Genomic DNA, 18,368 nt, shown 5'->3' on the forward strand with positions numbered 1-18,368 from the left:
TGCTCCTCACTCATGATGACTCGCCTGCCACAAGGTACGCTGTACCGCTTCCTGCCACCCTTGCCGGCTCGCCTGATAACGCTGATGGCGCGCCTCGTCCGGCAACCAACTGTCGTGCGTCGGCAGTAACGGCTCCAGTTGCTGATCGCTCAACCAGCCCAGCGTGCGCCGCGCCAGCAGCCCGGCCCCCAGCGCCGAAAGTTCGGTGGTGGTGCTGCGCGCCACCGGGCAACCCAGCAGGTCGGCCTGAAACTGCATCAGCCAGGCGTTGCGGGTCGGCCCGCCGTCCACCATCAGCCGATTCAGATGAAAATCCGGGTGCTGCTTCATCGCCGCCACCACGTCGGCAATCTGGTAGGCGATCGCCTCCAGAGCGGCACGTACCAGATGCGCCTGACCACTGCCGCGACTGAGCCCGCACATCACGCCGCGCGCCTGATCGTTCCACCAGGGCGCGCCCGCGCCGGTCAGCGCCGGGACGAAATACACCCCATCGGTAGACTCGATACTGGCGGGCAACGTCTGCAATGCCTGATTCAGCGCCGTCTCCGGCAGGGCGTTCAGCCCGGTGGCCTGTAACATCCAGGCTACGCCGTCGCCGGTGTGGGGGATATTCCCCTCCAGCGCATAGACCGCCCGTTCGCCATCGTGCCAGGCGACGGTAGTCGCCAGCGAGGTGATGCGGGTATCCGGCACCCCCAACGGGGCCATCACCGACGAGCCGGTGCCGTAAGTCGCTTTTACCCCACCTGCACGCCCCAGCCCGTGGCCGTACAGCGCGGCGTGGGAATCCCCCACCATCGCCAGAATCGGGATGCCGTCCGCCACGCCGGGCACACCGCAGGTCACGCCGAACTCACCGGCCGACGGCATCAGTTCCGGCAACGCGGCGTGTGGAATACCAAACAGCGCCAACATCGCCTCATCCCATTGCAGGTGGTGCAGATTCAGCAACTGGGTGCGGGCGGCGTTGGAGAGATCGCAACGGAACTGCCGCCCGCCGGTCAGGTGCCACAGTAGCCAGGCATCAATGGTGCCGAGGCAAATCTCACCGCGTGCCGCGCGGGCGTGGCCGTCCGGCGTGTTGTCCAGTAGCCAGCGCATTTTCGAGCCGGAGAACAGCGGGGCCACCGGCAACCCGGTCGCCGCACGGATGGCGGCCTCCTGCTGGTTATGCCGTAACTGTTCGCAAAACGGTGCGGAACGGGAGCATTGCCAGGTCAGCGCCGGGGAGATCGACTGGCCGGTATCGCGTTGCCAGCCGATGGCGGTTTCCCGCTGGTTGCTGACGGCCAGCGCCGCGACCCGCTCAGCCCCCACCTGGGCTATCACCTCGCGCACCACCGCGAATGACCCGGCCAGCAACGCCTCACCGTCCTGCTCCACCCAGCCGGCGTGCGGGGTCACCAAACGCAGCGGGCGAGACGCGCGCGCCGCCACCTGACCATGAATGTCGATCGCCACCGCCTTGACGTTGCTGGTGCCTTCGTCGAGCGCGATGATCATGTCTCTAGACATGGCTCACCTCCGACAGCGGGTTAACCGCCTGCTTTTTTTCGTGGCGACGCATCATGACCACCTTGTTTTGCAGCCGTTGCTGGAACTGGTCGATCACCACCGCAGTGACGATCACCAGCCCCTTGATCACCATCTGCCAGAAGTCGCTGACGCCCATCATCACCATGCCGTCGGCCAAAAACACGATCACAAACGCACCGATGATCGAACCGGAAACCCGCCCACGGCCGCCTGCCAGCGCAGTGCCGCCCAGCACGGTGGCACCGATGGCGTCCATCTCGAACATGTTGCCGGTCATCGGATGAGCGGTTTGCAATTGCGAGGCCACCACCAGCCCTACCAGCGCCGCGCACAGGCCGGAAAAGGCGTAGACGAAGATTTTTACGTTGACGATCGGCACCCCGGCGAGACGGGCGGCGGATTCATTGCCGCCGATGGCGTAGATATAGCGGCCCAGCGGGGTTTTGCGCGTCAGGTACAGCCCGAGCAGCAAAAACACCAGCATCAGCCAGATCGGCAGGTAAATACCGAGCAGCGTACCGGAACCTAACAAAGCGAAGCCGGTGTTGCCCAACGCCGGCATACCGTTGAGGTTGGCGTAGGTGCTGCCGTCGTTGAACAACAGCGCCAGACCACGGGCGACATACATCATGCCCAGCGTACAGATGAACGGCGCCACCACCAGCCGGGTGATCACCACACCGTTGACCAGCCCGATCAGCATCCCCAGCACCGAGACGACCAGGATCACCTCCGGCACGTTGAGAAACAGGATATTGCCGCCCCACAGCGGAATGCCGTTGGTAAGCAGCGCGCCGGCCACCATGCCACAGATACCGGCCACCGCACCGACGGAAAGATCGATGCCGCCGGTGAGGATCACCAGCGTCATGCCGATGGCCAGCAACCCGGTGATCGCCACGTGCTGGGTCATGATCAGCAGGTTAGAAAGGGTGAGAAAGTTCGGCACCATCAGGCTGAAGAAAGCGACAACGATCAGCAACGCGATAAAAGTTCGGGCCTTCAGCAGGTACATATACAGCGTGTATTTTTGACTCATGATGAACTCCGGCCGGTTAGTCGTGAGGGGTGGAAGAGCTGATGAGGATTTCGCGGGTGACCTGACTGCGCGGCAGATCGGCGGTGATGTGGCCGTCAGCCATCACCAGAATGCGGTCCGCCAGCGCCATCACTTCGTCCAGTTCGGACGACGAAAACATCACCGAGAGTCCCTGCTGCGCCATACGCCCAATCAGGTGGTAGACATCGGTTTTGGCGCCGACGTCGATACCGCGGGTTGGTTCGTCGAGCAGTACCACCTGCGGCCGGGTCATCAGCGCCTTGCCCAGCACCACTTTCTGCTGGTTGCCGCCGGACAGCGAAGTGATGGGCAGTTCGTCGTCGCTGACCTTGATAGCCAGTTGGCGCACCATCTCATCCACCTGGCGAGCCTCGTCCGGTTCACGCAGCCATGACCAGGCGCGCCAGAAACCGCGCAGGCTCAACGAAGAGAGCGTCATGTTGGCGCGAATAGACATCAACTGCACCATGCCTTCGCCCTGCCGGTCTTCCGGCACCAGCGCGATACCTTTTTCCAGCCGCTGGCGAAACCCCAGCCCGTCAAGGCAGTCGTCGTTGAGTTGCACGCTACCCTGCTGGCACGGCATCAGGCCGATCAGACCTTTGAACAGCTCGGTACGCCCGGCACCCAGCAGGCCGTAAATCCCCACCACTTCGCCTTTGCGCAGGCTGAAAGAGACGTCGTTCAGGCGATAACCGCCGCTTTGGTGCAGCGCCGTCAGCCCGCTCACCGTCAGCACGGTGTCCTCCTGCGGCGCAGGCTGGTAGTCAAAATGCTTTTTCTTGTCGCCGACCATCTGTTCGATGATCCAGGGCACGCTGGCGTGGCGCACTTCACGTTCGCAGATGAAACGGCCGTCGCGGAAAATGGTGATGTGGTCGCCAATCTCCATCAGCTCTTCCAGCCGGTGGGAGATGTAAATGATAGTGACGCCGCGCCGCTTGAGCTGCTCGATCACCCCGAACAGCACCTTTACCTCCGACTGGCTCAGCGCCGAGGTCGGCTCGTCCATGATCAGCACCCGGGTGTCTTTGGATAACGCGCGGGCGATCTCTACCAGTTGCTGATGGCCGATCCCCAGCTCGCCGAGCGGCGTATAGGGATCAACGTCCAGCTCCAGCCGCTCCAGCAAGGTTTTCGCCAGCGCGTACTGGAATTTTTCGTTGATGACGCCGCGCTGGAAAAACTCATTGGCGATGAAGATGTTGTCCATCACGTTCATGTTGGGGAACAGGTTCAGTTCCTGAAAGATGATGCTGATGCCCTGCCGTTCCGCCTGCTGGGTCGAGCCCAGCGTCACCGGTTTGCCGTCCAGCAGAATCTGCCCGGACGACGGCGTTTCCACCCCGGCCAGCATCTTCATCATGGTAGATTTACCCGCGCCGTTTTCACCGATCAGCACGTTGACCTGATTGCGATACACCCGGTAGTTGACCTGATCAAGCGCGGTCACCCCCGGATAGACGCGCGACAGGTCGCGGGTTTCGATAATCACCTCCGGCGCGGTCTCAGCCTGCGTCGTCGGCGATGTCGTGGTGACTGCCGGTGCCGTCGGCATTATCGCCGCTCTCATCGGTATGCTCATGTCAGCCATCATCCCCCCTTGCCGTCACGCGTTATCTGCGCCGGTGTGATGTCCGGCACCGCCTGCGGGATATCCCAGCTACTGAACACCCCCACTACGTCGAGCCGGTCGCCCACTTTCGGGTGCGCCGCCTGAATCATCGCCAGTGCCTGCTGGTTGATGCCCCGGCCGAAATCGCCGTACAGCACCTGGTCGTTAAAATCCTGATAACTGGCGCCTTTATAACTGTCGCGCAAGTCGGTGCCGCGCAACGTCGGCCCCAGTTGCACCGACACGCTCTCGCCGTCGGCGTCTTTAAGCCGCATTTTGCCGCTGCGCGAGGCGGTATCGATTTGTTCTACCGTGCCGGTAATACGCGCCGTGAACACGCAGGCGTTTTCATCCTGCGAACGGTAACCAAACTGCTTGCAGGCGGCGTCCATATCGCTGCTGCTTTGCAGGTCTTTCATCAGGGCGGCAAGCGGGCGCGCCTCGTTGACCAGTTGCGGCACCAGCTTCTGCTGCCAGGTTTGCCCGATATTCGCCATATGGGGATTGGGGGGATGACGCAGGTCGGCCAGCTCCTGTTGCGAGACGATGCGGCATCCGCCCAACCCAAGAATGGCCAGCGCCAGCCAGACTTGTCTGGACATACTCTTCTCCTTCTGCGCCCCCGCAGGGGCGCGACGGCATGGACTCAGGATTTGAAGTTGAAGTCTTGCACCTTGCTCGCGTTACCCTGTTGGATCAGGATGCCGCGGAACATCACGCGCTGTTTGGCGGGTTGCACGCCCTTTTGGAGATAGTTGTCGAGGTCGGTCACGCCCTGCGCGGCGATGGCCTGCGCCTGCAACATCACGGTGGCCTTCAGCGAGCCTTCTTTCACCGCGTCACGCTCATCGTTACTGCCGTCGATGCCGACCACCACCACATCGTTACGGCCGGCGGCTTTCAGCGCGGCAATCGCGCCCAACGCCACCGGACCATTGCCGCAGATCACCCCTTTCACGTCCGGGTGCGCCTGCAGGATGCTGTCCATGATGCGTTTGCCGTCGATCAACGTACCTTTGGCATCCTGACGGGCGATGCTCACCATGCCGGGGTACTGATCCAACACCTGATGGAAGGATTTAGAGCGGGTCACACAGTTGTTGTCCGCCAGGCTACAGGTCAGCTCGGCGTACTTGCCTTTTTCGCCCATCTTTTCGACGAACACGTTGGCAACGTCGGAGCCCGCCTGGAAGTTATTGTGGGTAATCTGCACCAGTGCCACGTCATCCACCGGGATTTCGCGGTTGATCAGCACCACCGGAATACCGGCGGCCTTCGCTTTTTTGATCGCCGCGACGCTGGCGGTGGAATCGGCGTTATCCAGCACGATGCCCTGTACTTTCTTGCCGATGGCGGCGTCGATAAGCTCGCTTTGTTTCTTCACGTCTTCACCGTGGGAAAGCACCGTGGTTTTATACCCCAGCTCCTGTGCTTTCTTGTCCGCCCCTTTCGCTTCCGAGGCGTAGTAAGGGTTATCCAGCGAATTGACCAGAATCATGATGGTGCCTTTTTCCGCCGCGTGGGCGGTCAGCGATAAGGCACTGGTGATGGCGGCAGTTAACAGCATTGAACGCAATTTCATGATGATATCTCTCTATCTTTCGTTATTGTCGGGGTACAGCGAAACAGCGTAATCAATTGTTTTTTAAATCTATTGGTAGTGTGTTCCGGCCATCACCAGATGGTGAACCCGCCGTCGATCATCAAATCCGCGCCGGTGATCATGTCGCTGCCGTTACTGGCGAAAAACAGCACTGCGGCGGCAATTTCATCGGTGTAGGCAAAACGCCCGAGCGGGATCAGCTTTTTCATCGCTTCGCCTTTCTCACCGCGCCAGGCTTTCTCGCCCATCGGCGTCAGCACTACCGTCGGTGACAGCGTGTTGACGTTGATGTGGTGCGGCGCCAGCTCTTTCGCCATCACTTTGGTCATCCCCAGCAACCCCGCCTTGGCAGAGGTGTAGGCCACATGGTTATCGATAGCGATAGACGCCGCTTGCGAGGCAATATTGATAATCTTGCCGCCGCGACCGGCAGCCACCATGTGGCGCGCCGCCGCCTGCGAGCACAGGAACGGGCCGGTCAGGTTGACGGCAAGCTGCTTTTGCCATTCGTCGAAATCGGTTTCCAGCACCGGTTGCAGCATCACGTAGCCGGCGCAGTTGACCAGGATATCTAGCTGGCCGTAGTGCGCCGCGACGGTGGCAAACGCGTTTTCCACCTCGGCGGGCGCGGTGACGTCGCACTCGACCAGCAGCACTCGCGTCGGGTCAAACTGTTCGGCGGCCTGCGCCGCCTTGTCGCGCTCAAACGTGGGATACAGCAGCGCCAGACGCGCGCCTTTTTCCAGCAACATCTCGTTGCTCGCCATGGCGATACCGCCCAGCCCACCGGTGACCACCGCCACCTTGTCGTTCAGGCTGAGCCCGGTATCCACGCCATAACGCAAATTCACGTCATACTCGTTGTCATGACTCATCAGGTTGTTCTCCTCAGGCAATGGTGCGTAACGCAAGCTGTTCCAGGGTTAAGCGCAGTCCGGCCGCATCGATATGGAACTGACGCCGCAATGCGCTGCGGCTGCTGCTATGGGTAAACTCATAAGGCGGGACACCCAGTGAAATGAAGCGCTGCCTCAAATGGTGTTTGTGCAACAATTCACCAATGATGCTGCCAAGGCCACCACTGAGTACGTGTTCTTCCATCGAGATCACATACTGGTGTTGACTAATAATTTCCAACAGTGACATTTCATCCAAAGGCCACAGTGAAGGTAAGGACACGATGGTGGCGTCCGTCGCAGCGGCCAGCGCCTCATGGACAAGGGTGCCGAGGCAGAACACCACCACATCGCTCCCCTGCCGCACCACCTCCGGCTTGCCCGGCGTCAGCGACCAGCCGGCCTCATGCAGCACCGGCACTTTGTCGCTGTCCATACGGATATACACCGGCCCGCGATGATGAATGGCATAGCGTGCGATCGCGCTGGCCTGCATCGCATCCGCCGGGGCGAATATCTGCAAATTGCCGAACGAACGGGCAATCGCGATATCGTTCATGCAGTGGTGGGTCGCCCCCAGCGGGCCGTAGGCAAACCCGGCGTTCAGCCCCAGCATTTTGACGTTGGCGTCGGTATAACAGATATCGTTCTTCACCTGTTCGTTAGAACGTGCCAGCAAAAACGGCGCGGCATTAGCGGTAAACACCGTCGGGCCGCTCAGCGACAGACCCGTCGCCATCCCGACCATGTTTTGCTCGGCAATCCCGACGTTCACCACCCGTTCGGGGAAGGCTTTCTCGAACGGTGCGATTTTCGACGTGGAGGTGGAATCCGCCACCACGACGCACAAATTAGCGCCCGCGTTTTGCTCTTCGAGCAGCGCGGCGACTACCGCATCACGTAAATCTTGCATCATCACTCCTCCAGCTCCGCCAGCCCCTGCGCCAGCTGTTGATCATTCGGCACCGCGTGGTGCCAGGCCGGAACATTCGCCATAAACGAAATACCGTGCCCTTTTTCGGTATTGGCGAGGATCACCCGCGGCTTGCCAATGGTCGGGGCGTTTACCGCGTCGATGATGGCGGCGGGGTCATGGCCATCGCACTCGATAACCTCGAAGCCGAAAGCGCGCCATTTATCCGCCAGCGGCTCCAGCGGCATGATGTCTTCGGTTTTGCCCGCCAGTTGCAGACGGTTTCGATCGACAATGGCCACCAGGTTATCCAGCCGGAATTTGCTGGCGGCCATCGCCGCTTCCCAGTTGGAGCCTTCCGCCAGTTCACCGTCGCCCATCAGCACAAAAACGCGGCGATGCGCACGGCTTGCCAGTTTGTTACCCAGCGCCAGCCCGGCGCCGATCGACAGCCCATGCCCCAACGCCCCGGAGTTGATCTCCACCAGATCCGGCAGTTTCTGGTGAATCGGATGGCCGGCCAGCAGCGTGTCGTCACCCATAAACTGATCCAGTATCACCGGGTCAATCAGCCCCATCGCCGCAGCGCTACAGTACAACCCGCCCGCGCCGTGGCCCTTCGACAAAATGAAACGATCCTGATTCGGCCGCGCCTGCGAACGATCCATCACCGCCATAAACAGGGTGCAGATAATATCCACCTCCGACAGGTCCGCGCCGGTGTGCCCTTTGCCCGCCCGATGATTCATCTGCAACACATAGCGCCGGGCTTGTCGCGCTGTCTGTCTGATTGTCTGTACGTCCACCCTTACCTCCTGATCGCTGACGAATCGCTCCCGATCACTTTCAATTGATTTTCGATCGAAAACATACACGCTCTGTTTAGCCTATTCTGTGGACGAGATCAAATATCAAACAAAAGCAGATCAAAATAACACCACGAAGAGAACGGCGTGATCCGGCAAAAAGGCGCGAACGGCCGGCGTGAACGGTGGAAGAAGAGGGGGGATCGCCTCGCAGGATCAGCGAAAATGTCCATGCTTTTTCGCCGCCTTCACCTCGCATTCCGCGCAGGTGAAGGGTAAACTTGCTGTCAATTAGCGGGTTGACGGCGGAACATCGTCACCAGTTTGGGTACAGGAGAGTTTCGATTGAAAAGCAAAAGTGAACAACTGGCGGATATGCAGCAACGCAGGGAAAAAATTCTGGAGATGGTGCGCGAAGACGGCACCGTCACCGTGAAAATGTTGACCGAAACCTTCGGGCTGACCGAAGCCACGATCCGCACCGATCTGCGCGAATTACAAAAAGAGGGTTACGTTCAGCGTTATTACGGCGGTGCAACGCTGGTGACCGGCAAGCAAAATACCGGTGCCTTGCTGCTGGAACGGCAGATCAATCTGGCAGAGAAAGATGCCATTGGTCGGCTGGCTGCCACGCAGATAGAAAACGGCGACACGGTGATTTTCGATTCCGGCACCACCACTACCGCTATCGTCGAACACCTGACGGATATTCACCGGCTGTCGGTTATCACCACCGCGGTCAATATCGCGCTCAAACTGGGCGGCGAACCCGGCATCAACATTCTGCTGACCGGCGGCACCTTCAAGTTTCCTACCCTCTCCACTTCGGGTGAAAAGGCCGCCAGCTTTTTCGAAAACGTGCTGGCCGAAAAACTGTTCCTCGCCACCGCCGCCATCTCCCCGCGCATGGGGCTGAGCTTCCCCAGTGAGACCGACATCAAAGTCAAAAGCGCGATGATCCGCTCCGCCAAGACGGTGTATGTGGTGGCGGACTCCAGCAAGATAGGCAAGGTGTCGATGTTTGCCCTGCCGTGCGACTGGAGCAACATCCACTACCTGATTACCGACGCCGGCATCAGCCAGGAGGCGGTCAACGCGTTCGAAGCGCTGGGGGTCACGGTGATGGTGGCGTCATGAGCGCCGCCCCCCGGAATTACCATGAGATGGCCGCGCCCTTGCGGGACACGGCCAGCTCTCTGGCCGTTAGCCGACGCGTTGGCCATTAACGCGGACTTCCGTATACTTGCGGTTTTCTCCCGCCAGTTTCAGTTGCCCTCTGGTCTTCATCTGTTGGGTGTTCTGAATATTCGCCGCATTACACGGCCGACAGGCCAGCACCAGCCGGCTAATATCATCATTATTCGCCAGGGCAGGGTTGGAAGGTTCCGGATAATGGTCGGCCTCAACCGCCTCTTCCGTTATCCAGTTCTTACAATGAACACACTGGAACACGATCCGTCGCCCACCGTCCGGGAAATCTATAACCCGGCACTGATTATTTCTTATCGCCCGGTCGATCACTTTGCCTTTGTTGGTTGCATTACTTTGATCCCACGCGATCTCTGGATTATTGCCATACATAGTTTGATCTCCTCGTTGCACATAGTGGCAGGAGGATTGTCGTCAAAACCCACTATCCGTTAATCGGCGTAACGCATTAACTGTTCGATGAAAGTAGCGGTTATACCGTTAACTGCATAATCCAGCGCGATGATCTACCGCACACATGCCTCAAGACACCGCCAACCGCGAAATCCGCTGACCGCTGACCACCGCCGCCAGCGCAGCAAAGCCCCCCGGTATCAGCTAGTTACTGGCGAGCCCCGATAGCCAGACGATTGAACGCGCTCATCAGGGCAATGGCAAAACACAGATCGGCGATCTCCGCCTCGGTGAAGTGGTCGCGCAGCGGTGCGAAATCCGCATCCGGTGCATGGGTCTGCGCCACGTCGGCCAGTGATTCCGTCCACGCCAGCGCTGCCTGCTCACGTGGGCTGTATAACGAACACACCCGCCACCCTGCCAGACTATCCACTTTTTCATTGCTGACGCCTGCACGCCGCAACCATCCTGCGTGCAGGTTTAAACAAAAGGCACAGCCGTTGATTTGGGAAATGCGTAAATAAACCAGTTCGATCAGTTCAAGGCCAAGCGTACTTTTCTCCAGTGCGTTTTTGGTCGTCAACAGCCCCTGATAGGCCTCCGGCGACAGCGTGGCATACGGAAAACGTAATGTATTCAAAGTGTTTCTCCACTGTGGATCGGCGCGTTAAAACGTAGGGCTCGCGCCAACAGCCCCTGGCGAAAGTAGAAACGATGGGCTAACGCATTGGATAACGCAGAGTCCAACACCCGTTGAGCACACTGCGCGCGGGCCGCTTCCTGATACATCGCCTGCATCAGCCGATCGCCGATGCTGTGCCCGCGCACCTCATCCCGGCATACCAGATCATCAACGTACAGAAAGCGCCCATACACCAGATTTTCCTGCACCCGATAGCCGGCCAGCCCAAGCGCAACATCGGCCTGCCAGGCGACCAACAACTGGTAGCCATGCTGCGCCTGCCGTTGCACCTGGCGAACAAATTGCTCGCGGTCGGTTAAATGCGGCCGCAAGACCTGCATCAGACTAAAACACGCCCGTTGCTCAGCCTGCCTACCGGCCGATGCCAGATGAATATCAGCCATCATTTCGAGCCTTACGCCCTCAACATGGTTGCAATGCGGGCTACTGTAGGCCAACAATGGCCTACTCAACAGAGGCAAGATCTGTCATTTTGATAAGGACATAGCGATGGATTTTCTGACCAGACCGTTTTTGCCGGCGCCTTCCACACCACTCAATCAACAGCTTTATCTGCGGATCCGCGATGCTATCGCCTGCGGGCAATTACGCCCCGGCGAGCGTGTTCCTTCGGTTCGCAGCCTGGCCAGCGAGCTGAATCTGGCGCGCGGCACGGTAGAAACCGCCTATCAGCGACTCACCAGCGAAGGTTACCTGTTGCCGCGGGGTCCGGCAGGGACGATCGTCTCCCCCGGTTTGACCAACCTGACGCCGGGCCATCCCCCCGTCGCCCCGTCGCTGTCCCGCCAGCAAGCCGAACCGCAACCTCCGGCGATTCTGCCGTTCCAGTTGGGCTTACCGGCGCTGGATGCCTTTCCACGCAAAACCTGGAACCGACTGACGGCACAATGCCTGCGAACACTGGCCGGTGAGACGCTGGCCTACCCTGACCCGCAGGGATACCTGCCGTTACGCCGCGCGATTGCCGCCTATCTCGGTGTCTCTCGGGGTATCGCCTGCTCAGAGCAACAGGTTTTCATCACCGCCGGTTATCACTGCTCGCTGGATTTGATCTGTCGATCGCTGCTCACCCCCGGCGATCTGGGCTGGTATGAGGACCCCGGCTACCCGTTGGCGCGGCGCTTTCTGCTGCACGCCGGTATGCAACTGGCCCCGGTATCGGTGGATGAAGAAGGTCTTGATGTGGCCGCAGGCGAGCAATATGCAGGGCACGCCCGCTTCGCCGTTGTCACGCCAACCCACCAAAGCCCGCTTGGCGTCGCGCTCTCGTTGCCGCGGCGTTTGGCGTTGCTGACGTGGGCGGCGCGCCGGGAAGCGTGGATTATCGAAGATGATTACGACAGTGAATTCCGCTATCACGGTCGGCCATTGCCGGCACTAAAAAGTCTGGATAACGACGAACGGGTTATTTACACCGGCACCTTCAGTAAGGTGTTTTTCCCCGGTCTCAGGCTGGCTTATCTGGTGGTGCCGCAGGCGCAGCTCGGGGTATTTCGGCAAACGGCGCATCTCCTGCACAGTAACGGGTTCATCCTGCCGCAAGCCACCGCAGCCGACTTTATGGAACGGGGATATTTTGCCCGACATATCAGAAAAATGCGGGTGCTCTACGCCGAGCGTCGCCGTTATCTGCAAGATGCGCTCACCACCCTTGCCGACCACCGATTGCAGCTTCACGCCAGTGCGGGCGGTATGCAACTGCTGGCCCGCCTGCCGCCGGGAAGCGCGCACGATGCAGATATCGCGGCAGAAGCGGCCTGCGCCGGGTTATTCATTCAGGCACTGAGCCAATGGCGGCAACAGCCGGACCACGAGGAAGGATTACTTCTCGGGTTCACCAATCTGGTGAGTGCGCAGCAGGCGTATCAGCTTACGCAGCGCCTCTGCGCCTTACCGTCGCTTCAGCGCACCCTGACTAGTCGACATTCAACCGCGAAATCCGCTGACCGCTGACCACCGCCGCCAGCGCAGCAAAGACCCCGGCGGTAATCAGCGCGGCATGGGTGCCTTGCCCGCCGAACAGGTTGAACATCAGCGCCACCAGCGCCGCGCCGGCGGTCTGCCCCACCAACCGGGCGGTGCCCAGCATACCGCTGGCCCCGCCGCTGCGATGACGGGGCGCAGCACTGATAATGGTGTGATTGTTCGGCGACTGAAACAGCCCAAAACCGATGCCGCACAACACCATACGCAGGCAAATATCCAGATAACCCGGCGAAGCCGGCAGCCAAGCCAGCGAGAACAGCCCCAGCGCGAACAACGACAACCCGATGGTGCACAAGACTCCGGCGTTGACGCGTTCCAGCCAGCGCCCGGCCAGCGGAGCTACCGCCATGATCGCCAGCGGCCAGGGCGTCAGCAGCAGGCCGGTTTCGATTTCATTCATCCCCAATACGCTTTGGAAATAGAACGGCAGCGACACCATCGCCAGCATCTGCGCGCAGAACGAACTGACCGAAGTCCCAACCGACAGCGCAAACACCGGAATACGCAGCAGATCCACCGGCAACAGCGGATAAGGCTGATTCAACTGCCGCCGGAAAAAATAGCCGCCGATCAGCACGGTGAGCGCCAGTTCGCCCAGCACCATCCACACGCTTTGACCATGAGCGACGCCGCCCAGCGCGATAAAGAACAACCCGAAGGTCAGCGCATTCAGCAGCGCACTCGGCGCGTCGAAGCGCTGTGCCCTCACCCCGTCGTTATGCGGCAGGAAACGCCAGCCCAGAGCCATCGCGGCCAAGCCGAACGGCACATTGATGGCAAATAGCCACTGCCATGACGCTACGCCCAGAATCCCGGCGGCGATGGTCGGCCCGGCGGCGGTGGACACCGCCACCACCAGCGAGTTGATCGCCATACCGCGCCCCAGCCGGTCTTTGGGGTAAATCAGCCGAATCAACGCGGTGTTGACGCTCATCAGCGCCGCCGCCGCCAGCCCTTGCAGAATGCGCGCCAGCGTCAGCGTCGTCAGTGAATCCGACAATGCGCAGACAAACGACATCAGGGTAAACAGCACCAGCCCCACCAAATAGACCCGGCGGTAACCGACGATATCGCCCAGCGACGACAGCGACAGCAACGCCATGGTGATCGCCAGTTGATACGCATTGACGATCCAGATGGAAGACGCCGGGCTGGTGTTGAAATCTGCGGCGATGGTAGGCAGCGCCACGTTGACCAACGTCCCGTCCAACACCGCCATGGCAATGCCGAATGCAATCGCGAAAATGGCGCCGAGACGCGCCGGCATCGGTAATCCGTCGACAGCGGACCCCGCACTCTGAGAGGTAACAGCAGCGTTCAAAATCATGTCCGAAGATGAAAGATGTGGAATGTACGGCAGGCCACACGCCGCACGTTTTTTGTACCCGTTACCCTACTGGGTTTAGTTGGGGGGTGCAATTGATACGCTCGGCAAATCGTGCGCCATCCTGTTGATGAACCCCATGATTTTTACCTCGCCGCCTGGCATAGTTAACGCTTCGACTAACACTATCTATTCACTTTCGGGAAAACGCATGGCCGCCCCCACGCTTTGGACACGCGACCAATTATTGGTTGCGTTTACGCTGTACAGCCGGCTTTCGTTCGGCAAGCTCCATTCGCGTAATCCCGAGATTATCTACTACGCCAAGCTGATTGGCAGAACGCCCTCCGCGTTGGCGATGAAACTGGTGAATATCGCCAGTCTGGACCCGGTCATCATCGACTCCGGACGCACTGGATTAAGCCAGGCTTCCAAGGCCGACAGGCAACTGTGGCAAGAGCTGGAACGCGATCCGCAAGCCTTCAATCAACAATGTCAGCAGGCCATCGCAACGTTAACCGCGCCGGATGAGGCCCCATTACATGCGCAGGAAGACACGCCGCCCGACTACTACGGGCACGAGCGTATGGCCATCACTACCGTCCGCGTTGGTCAGCAACAGTTTCGCAAGCGGGTGTTGAAGGCATACGACGAACGCTGCTGTATTACCGGATTGGAAGAACCGATCTTATTGATCGCCAGTCATATTCGCCCGTGGAAAGACATCGCCGAGCACCGCTTAGACCCGAGTAACGGGCTGTGCTTATCTGCGCTGCACGATAAAGCCTTTGACCAAGGGTTGATCGGGTTTAACGATCATCTGGAGTTATTGCTCTCGCCGCGCCTCAACGCACTGACCAGCGACATAGTGCAAAGTCAGTTTGAACAATACGAAGGCAAGCAACTCCGCTTGCCGAAAGAACCCCATCATGCGCCCAATCTCGCGCATATTCGTCACCATCGCGAGAATCTCTTCGGCAAACATGAGTCGATTGCTGTATTAGCCTGACTAATTACAGATTAAATCTATTCATTGGCCTTATCGCCGAAATTTATCCATTATCCACCCCCAACAAAGGAACGGGCAAAAAACCGCTCAACCCATTGTTATTATTTATTTTCTCAAATTTATTCCTGATATACCCAAAATAATTCGAGTTGCAGGACAACACGCTCGCGTGTTGAACAACGCAACGCGTTGGCCCGTCAGGGCAAGGCTCATTAGAGCCTTGTAACGCGGCGACGCAGCGAATCCCCGGGAGCTTACTCAAGTAAGTGACCGGGGTGAGCGACAAATCTGCCGGGAGCAGATTTGAACGCAGCGTGCTGCGGCCCTGAAAGGGCGAGGCCCAGGGATGGGCCGAGTAATAAAGCCAACGCACCTGCAACTTGAAGTATGACGGGTAAAAGAGAGCCCATGCCGTTACCTATTTTTATTACCGGTTTTATGACCAGTGCCGGTTTGATCGTCGCGATCGGTGCGCAAAATTCCTTCGTGTTGCGTCAGGGGATGCGACGGGAGCATGTGTTCTGGGTCAGTTCGGTGTGCTTTTTATGTGATATGGCGCTGATGACGCTTGGCGTGCTGGGCCTGGGGAAAATCATCAACGACAGTAAACCGGCGATCACTGCGCTGACGCTGGCTGGGGTGCTGTTTTTGCTGTGGTACGGTTACAACGCGCTGAAAAGCGCCTGGCGCGGCAACAACCAGTTGACGCTGCCTGAGGGCGACGGCCTGCGCCGCCGGCGCACGGTGATCGGCTCCAGTCTGGCGGTCAGTCTGCTGAATCCGCATGTCTATCTGGATACGGTCGCCATCATCGGCGGTATTTCTTCCGGCATCGCCGCCGACCTGAAACTGTTTTATCTGGCCGGCTCCATCAGCGCGTCGTTTATCTGGTTCTACACCATCGGTTACACGGCCGCCGCCTGCTCGCGCTATTTCGCCAGACCACTCACCTGGCGCATCATCGACAGCCTGATCGGCTGCTACATGATTTTTATGGCGTTGCAGTTGTGTCGTTTTTTGTATCAGATATAAAGGTATTCTGACGCGGCCACCCCGCCGCGTCGCTATTCAATCTCCAGTGCTGACCTACACAACCTAAAAGAGCCCGCCAGGCAGGAAAACTAGTTACCCCGATAATCGGTATCGGCACCCATATTGCTGACATACACGTTGTGCGCCAGCCCGGTTTCCTTCATTGCTTCCCAGAAATGTTCGTCTTGTACCAATGAAGGCAGGCTTTGCCACTGCAGCACCTTTCCCGTCCCCCCGTTACGCTGATACAAACCGAACCAACCGATAAAGCCGGACGCTTCAGCCACCGGCGCAAGTAGCATCATCGTCGAGGACGGCTGGCCGTGCGCCTGACGCATCAGTTCCAGCCATCCCAGCAGTTGCGGCGGCGACAACGGCTGCCCGGCGTGCCCGTGCAACACGCCGGCATAAAGGCAGGCAGGCCGCGGTTTCAGTTCCAGAAACTCGCTTGCCGACATATCCTTACCCGTCAGGTGATTATCTCCCCAGCCTTGCGGCGAAATGCGAAGCTCGCCCTGTTCGACGGCGGCAAATAAATCCAGCCCCAGCAGAAGGTAATGGCTATCCGGTAATACGTGGTTTTCTTTAGCGATCACCGGCAGCGCCAGATCGGCCCCTGGCACCCACTCCGGCGTAAACGCTTCTTTGACGGAGAAGATCTTCTCAATCTGATGAATGTTTTGCCGGGCATTAAAATCGCACCGATAGAGAATATCGAAAAAGGTTTCCCCCTCAATGTCGCGAGTCATCACCGACGGCGACACCGGCATTGTCAGCCTCAATGTGTTCAATAGCTCGGGCAGATAGTTCAATAACGCCGCCTCTGCATCCGTATTCGTATCACGCACCCAAGATTTCCGGCGGTGTTGCTCTTTTAAATGGTAGCCTTTCATGGTGTTTCCCCGACAGATAGATGTCTTCACACCATAATTCGGCACGAGAAAATCCCTCCGGCGACAAATAGGGAAAAATGGGAGTGAAATGGGGAGTTAGAGAGTCATCGCTACACGGCAATCAAGCGGGGAATGGAGAGCTGATCACTCGGCTATCGCAGCGAACAAGACATAAATATTGCACACATAAAAGAATACCAGTACGCTTCAGCCTCTCTGTCGATACACATAATAGTTGCCATCACGGCATAGCCAGCATTCCTCATGATGAAATCCATACGTGAATTGACGATAAAAGATATTACTCATCTCATTTTTTCCATGCGCACGTTGTACATAATAGCTGTCAATGCTTGCACGCTATCTCTCGGATATTATTTCCTCTGGTCCTCCACTCTCACCCAAAATACTATTCTAGTCACAGGTTTACCGAAAGAAAGCATCGCATTAAAGGTCGCTCTGGCCGCAGGCATCAGCATAACCTTTATAGCCAATGTTTTTCGCCCAGCCAGAGGGATGCTCAAACAATGGAGTTTTTCTTTTACGTTCAGCGCCGCTTTCGGATTCGCATTAACGATTAACGTATTTGAGGTTTATATCTATCTCTACCCGGAAAAGGTTATTGATTACGTCACCGACTATAAAGTTACTTTTCCCGGTCCATCTAATGGTAAACACCGCTGTGAAGCTGGCCTTTGGATAAAAGAGCAATATACCGGGCGCTGGCTGGAATTGTGCTCCTCCAAAGAACAACTCAAACTCGGTGAAAACCGCAGGCAGGGAATGGATGGCATGTATGTCGTTGCACAGGTTAATCGCTACGGCAGCCATATTCAACATTATGAATTTGCATTTAAGTAGAGATATTGCTCACCGCCGTCACTCCTCAATTATCACGGTATATTCCCTTTTTTCGCCACAGCGGCTCTCTGCACGTTGTGAGATGTTTGTGCTGCAAACCCCAACATGAACAGGATAATGACATGGCGATTAATACAGAAATATACTGTCCAACAGAATCAGGAAGCTGGCGCAGTCAGGGGAGTAACGCCGTCACTAAGGTTAATAAATCTATTTTCAGCCACAGTGAACGAGCACTTTTTGAAGATAAGAAGGCAAAAGGCTCATTATTCCTGATCGTTCAAGATGCATTTCCTTGTGCCGACTGCCATGAGTATTTCAAAAAAGAAACCCAAGATGGCAAAAAAAGCATCATCTTTAAAATAGTCGGCAATAATGGCTGCTATTCAGCAGAGCATGGCTTAGGGTTAGAAACAACCACACCAAAATTTATTTACTATCACCTAGGAAATAGTCTGATGGTTGATAAACCTGCCGCACCACCTAAATTCCCTAAGCATCTTGGTATCACAAGTATTTCATAGAA

19 protein-coding genes are annotated in these 18,368 nt (G+C 58.0%); 6 read left to right on the forward strand and 13 right to left on the reverse strand.

Translation table 11 applies throughout. The features are described 5' to 3' along the window. Positions 1–6: 6 nt before the first annotated feature. The 8 genes from FDP13_RS09615 to FDP13_RS09650 form a co-directional block, all read right to left on the reverse strand. Positions 7–1,518 carry an FGGY family carbohydrate kinase gene (locus FDP13_RS09615; RefSeq protein WP_143839318.1) on the reverse strand — a complete coding sequence of 504 codons (1,512 nt, stop codon included), beginning with the start codon at positions 1,516–1,518 and terminating at the stop codon, positions 7–9. Further along, a complete protein-coding gene (locus FDP13_RS09620) occupies positions 1,511–2,578 on the reverse strand; it encodes an ABC transporter permease (protein ID WP_143839319.1) in 1,068 nt (355 codons plus the stop codon). Before FDP13_RS09620 ends, FDP13_RS09615 begins: the two co-directional genes overlap by 8 nt. Positions 2,579–2,594: 16 nt before the next feature. Then, the gene (locus FDP13_RS09625) at positions 2,595–4,193 is read right to left on the reverse strand and encodes a sugar ABC transporter ATP-binding protein (RefSeq protein ID WP_143839369.1); all 1,599 of its coding nucleotides are present in this window, start codon (positions 4,191–4,193) and stop codon (positions 2,595–2,597) included. Beyond that, a complete protein-coding gene (locus tag FDP13_RS09630; protein ID WP_143839320.1) occupies positions 4,193–4,816 on the reverse strand; it encodes a DUF2291 family protein in 624 nt (207 codons plus the stop codon). Before FDP13_RS09630 ends, FDP13_RS09625 begins: the two co-directional genes overlap by 1 nt. Positions 4,817–4,860: 44 nt before the next feature. Next, positions 4,861–5,796, reverse strand: a complete 936-nt coding sequence (locus FDP13_RS09635; protein ID WP_033576617.1) for a D-ribose ABC transporter substrate-binding protein — start codon at positions 5,794–5,796, stop codon at positions 4,861–4,863. Between the two features lie 92 nt (positions 5,797–5,888). After that, positions 5,889–6,692: a GolD/DthD family dehydrogenase gene (locus tag FDP13_RS09640; RefSeq protein ID WP_143839321.1), complete on the reverse strand. Its 804-nt coding sequence runs from the start codon at positions 6,690–6,692 to the stop codon at positions 5,889–5,891. A gap of 13 nt (positions 6,693–6,705) precedes the next feature. Then, positions 6,706–7,629 carry a transketolase family protein gene (locus FDP13_RS09645; protein ID WP_199886318.1) on the reverse strand — a complete coding sequence of 308 codons (924 nt, stop codon included), beginning with the start codon at positions 7,627–7,629 and terminating at the stop codon, positions 6,706–6,708. Beyond that, positions 7,629–8,432: a transketolase gene (locus tag FDP13_RS09650; protein WP_143839322.1), complete on the reverse strand. Its 804-nt coding sequence runs from the start codon at positions 8,430–8,432 to the stop codon at positions 7,629–7,631. Before FDP13_RS09650 ends, FDP13_RS09645 begins: the two co-directional genes overlap by 1 nt. Before the next feature lie 345 nt (positions 8,433–8,777). Between FDP13_RS09650 and FDP13_RS09655 the strand changes: the two genes are divergently transcribed. Next, a complete protein-coding gene (locus tag FDP13_RS09655; protein ID WP_015847967.1) occupies positions 8,778–9,569 on the forward strand; it encodes a DeoR/GlpR family DNA-binding transcription regulator in 792 nt (263 codons plus the stop codon). Positions 9,570–9,635: 66 nt separating this feature from the next. Here the strand turns inward: FDP13_RS09655 and FDP13_RS09660 are convergent, their stop codons facing one another. The 3 genes from FDP13_RS09660 to FDP13_RS09670 all read right to left on the reverse strand — a co-directional run bounded on the left by FDP13_RS09660 (position 9,636) and on the right by FDP13_RS09670 (position 11,120). Then, entirely contained in the window at positions 9,636–10,013 is a 378-nt protein-coding gene (locus tag FDP13_RS09660; RefSeq protein WP_027713266.1) for an HNH endonuclease, read from the reverse strand. 229 nt (positions 10,014–10,242) lie between these two features. Beyond that, complete coding sequence (locus FDP13_RS09665) at positions 10,243–10,674, reverse strand: carboxymuconolactone decarboxylase family protein (protein WP_143839323.1); 432 nt, start codon at positions 10,672–10,674, stop codon at positions 10,243–10,245. Next, positions 10,671–11,120, reverse strand: a complete 450-nt coding sequence (locus tag FDP13_RS09670) for a GNAT family N-acetyltransferase (RefSeq protein WP_143839371.1) — start codon at positions 11,118–11,120, stop codon at positions 10,671–10,673. The genes FDP13_RS09665 and FDP13_RS09670 overlap by 4 nt, the downstream gene beginning before the upstream one ends. 106 nt (positions 11,121–11,226) lie before the next feature. On the opposite strand from FDP13_RS09670, the gene FDP13_RS09675 reads away from it, so the two are divergent. Then, entirely contained in the window at positions 11,227–12,690 is a 1,464-nt protein-coding gene (locus FDP13_RS09675) for a PLP-dependent aminotransferase family protein (protein ID WP_033576622.1), read from the forward strand. Here FDP13_RS09675 and FDP13_RS09680 read toward each other — a convergent pair. Beyond that, a complete protein-coding gene (locus FDP13_RS09680; protein WP_050516126.1) occupies positions 12,653–14,050 on the reverse strand; it encodes an MFS transporter in 1,398 nt (465 codons plus the stop codon). The two genes, FDP13_RS09675 and FDP13_RS09680, sit on opposite strands and share 38 nt — an antisense overlap. A 208-nt stretch (positions 14,051–14,258) precedes the next feature. On the opposite strand from FDP13_RS09680, the gene FDP13_RS09685 reads away from it, so the two are divergent. Then, positions 14,259–15,056 carry an HNH endonuclease gene (locus FDP13_RS09685; protein ID WP_015847971.1) on the forward strand — a complete coding sequence of 266 codons (798 nt, stop codon included), beginning with the start codon at positions 14,259–14,261 and terminating at the stop codon, positions 15,054–15,056. A 408-nt stretch (positions 15,057–15,464) separates the two neighbouring features. Further along, entirely contained in the window at positions 15,465–16,088 is a 624-nt protein-coding gene (locus FDP13_RS09690; protein WP_033576623.1) for a LysE/ArgO family amino acid transporter, read from the forward strand. Positions 16,089–16,177: 89 nt separating this feature from the next. On the opposite strand, the gene FDP13_RS09695 is transcribed toward FDP13_RS09690, so the two are convergent. Further along, positions 16,178–16,936, reverse strand: a complete 759-nt coding sequence (locus FDP13_RS09695; RefSeq protein ID WP_231578105.1) for a hypothetical protein — start codon at positions 16,934–16,936, stop codon at positions 16,178–16,180. Between the two features lie 309 nt (positions 16,937–17,245). Between FDP13_RS09695 and FDP13_RS09700 the strand changes: the two genes are divergently transcribed. Continuing rightward, complete coding sequence (locus FDP13_RS09700; RefSeq protein ID WP_050516127.1) at positions 17,246–17,842, forward strand: hypothetical protein; 597 nt, start codon at positions 17,246–17,248, stop codon at positions 17,840–17,842. A gap of 122 nt (positions 17,843–17,964) precedes the next feature. Continuing rightward, positions 17,965–18,366: a hypothetical protein gene (locus FDP13_RS09705; protein WP_033576625.1), complete on the forward strand. Its 402-nt coding sequence runs from the start codon at positions 17,965–17,967 to the stop codon at positions 18,364–18,366. Positions 18,367–18,368 lie beyond the last annotated feature (2 nt).

The sequence above is a fragment of the Dickeya sp. ws52 genome, from assembly GCF_007210685.1.
Lineage (GTDB): Bacteria > Pseudomonadota > Gammaproteobacteria > Enterobacterales > Enterobacteriaceae > Dickeya > Dickeya chrysanthemi.

Coding starts and splice junctions, on each gene's coding strand:
- FDP13_RS09685 (WP_015847971.1), top strand. CDS start 14,259: ATGGCCGCCCCCACGCTTTGGACACGCGACCAATTATTGGTTGCGTTT.
- FDP13_RS09680 (WP_050516126.1), bottom strand. CDS start 14,050: ATGATTTTGAACGCTGCTGTTACCTCTCAGAGTGCGGGGTCCGCTGTC.
- FDP13_RS09630 (WP_143839320.1), bottom strand. CDS start 4,816: ATGTCCAGACAAGTCTGGCTGGCGCTGGCCATTCTTGGGTTGGGCGGA.
- FDP13_RS09645 (WP_199886318.1), bottom strand. CDS start 7,629: ATGATGCAAGATTTACGTGATGCGGTAGTCGCCGCGCTGCTCGAAGAG.
- FDP13_RS09615 (WP_143839318.1), bottom strand. CDS start 1,518: ATGTCTAGAGACATGATCATCGCGCTCGACGAAGGCACCAGCAACGTC.
- FDP13_RS09690 (WP_033576623.1), top strand. CDS start 15,465: ATGCCGTTACCTATTTTTATTACCGGTTTTATGACCAGTGCCGGTTTG.
- FDP13_RS09625 (WP_143839369.1), bottom strand. CDS start 4,193: ATGGCTGACATGAGCATACCGATGAGAGCGGCGATAATGCCGACGGCA.
- FDP13_RS09670 (WP_143839371.1), bottom strand. CDS start 11,120: ATGGCTGATATTCATCTGGCATCGGCCGGTAGGCAGGCTGAGCAACGG.
- FDP13_RS09675 (WP_033576622.1), top strand. CDS start 11,227: ATGGATTTTCTGACCAGACCGTTTTTGCCGGCGCCTTCCACACCACTC.
- FDP13_RS09705 (WP_033576625.1), top strand. CDS start 17,965: ATGGCGATTAATACAGAAATATACTGTCCAACAGAATCAGGAAGCTGG.
- FDP13_RS09620 (WP_143839319.1), bottom strand. CDS start 2,578: ATGAGTCAAAAATACACGCTGTATATGTACCTGCTGAAGGCCCGAACT.
- FDP13_RS09640 (WP_143839321.1), bottom strand. CDS start 6,692: ATGAGTCATGACAACGAGTATGACGTGAATTTGCGTTATGGCGTGGAT.
- FDP13_RS09660 (WP_027713266.1), bottom strand. CDS start 10,013: ATGTATGGCAATAATCCAGAGATCGCGTGGGATCAAAGTAATGCAACC.
- FDP13_RS09635 (WP_033576617.1), bottom strand. CDS start 5,796: ATGAAATTGCGTTCAATGCTGTTAACTGCCGCCATCACCAGTGCCTTA.
- FDP13_RS09700 (WP_050516127.1), top strand. CDS start 17,246: ATGATGAAATCCATACGTGAATTGACGATAAAAGATATTACTCATCTC.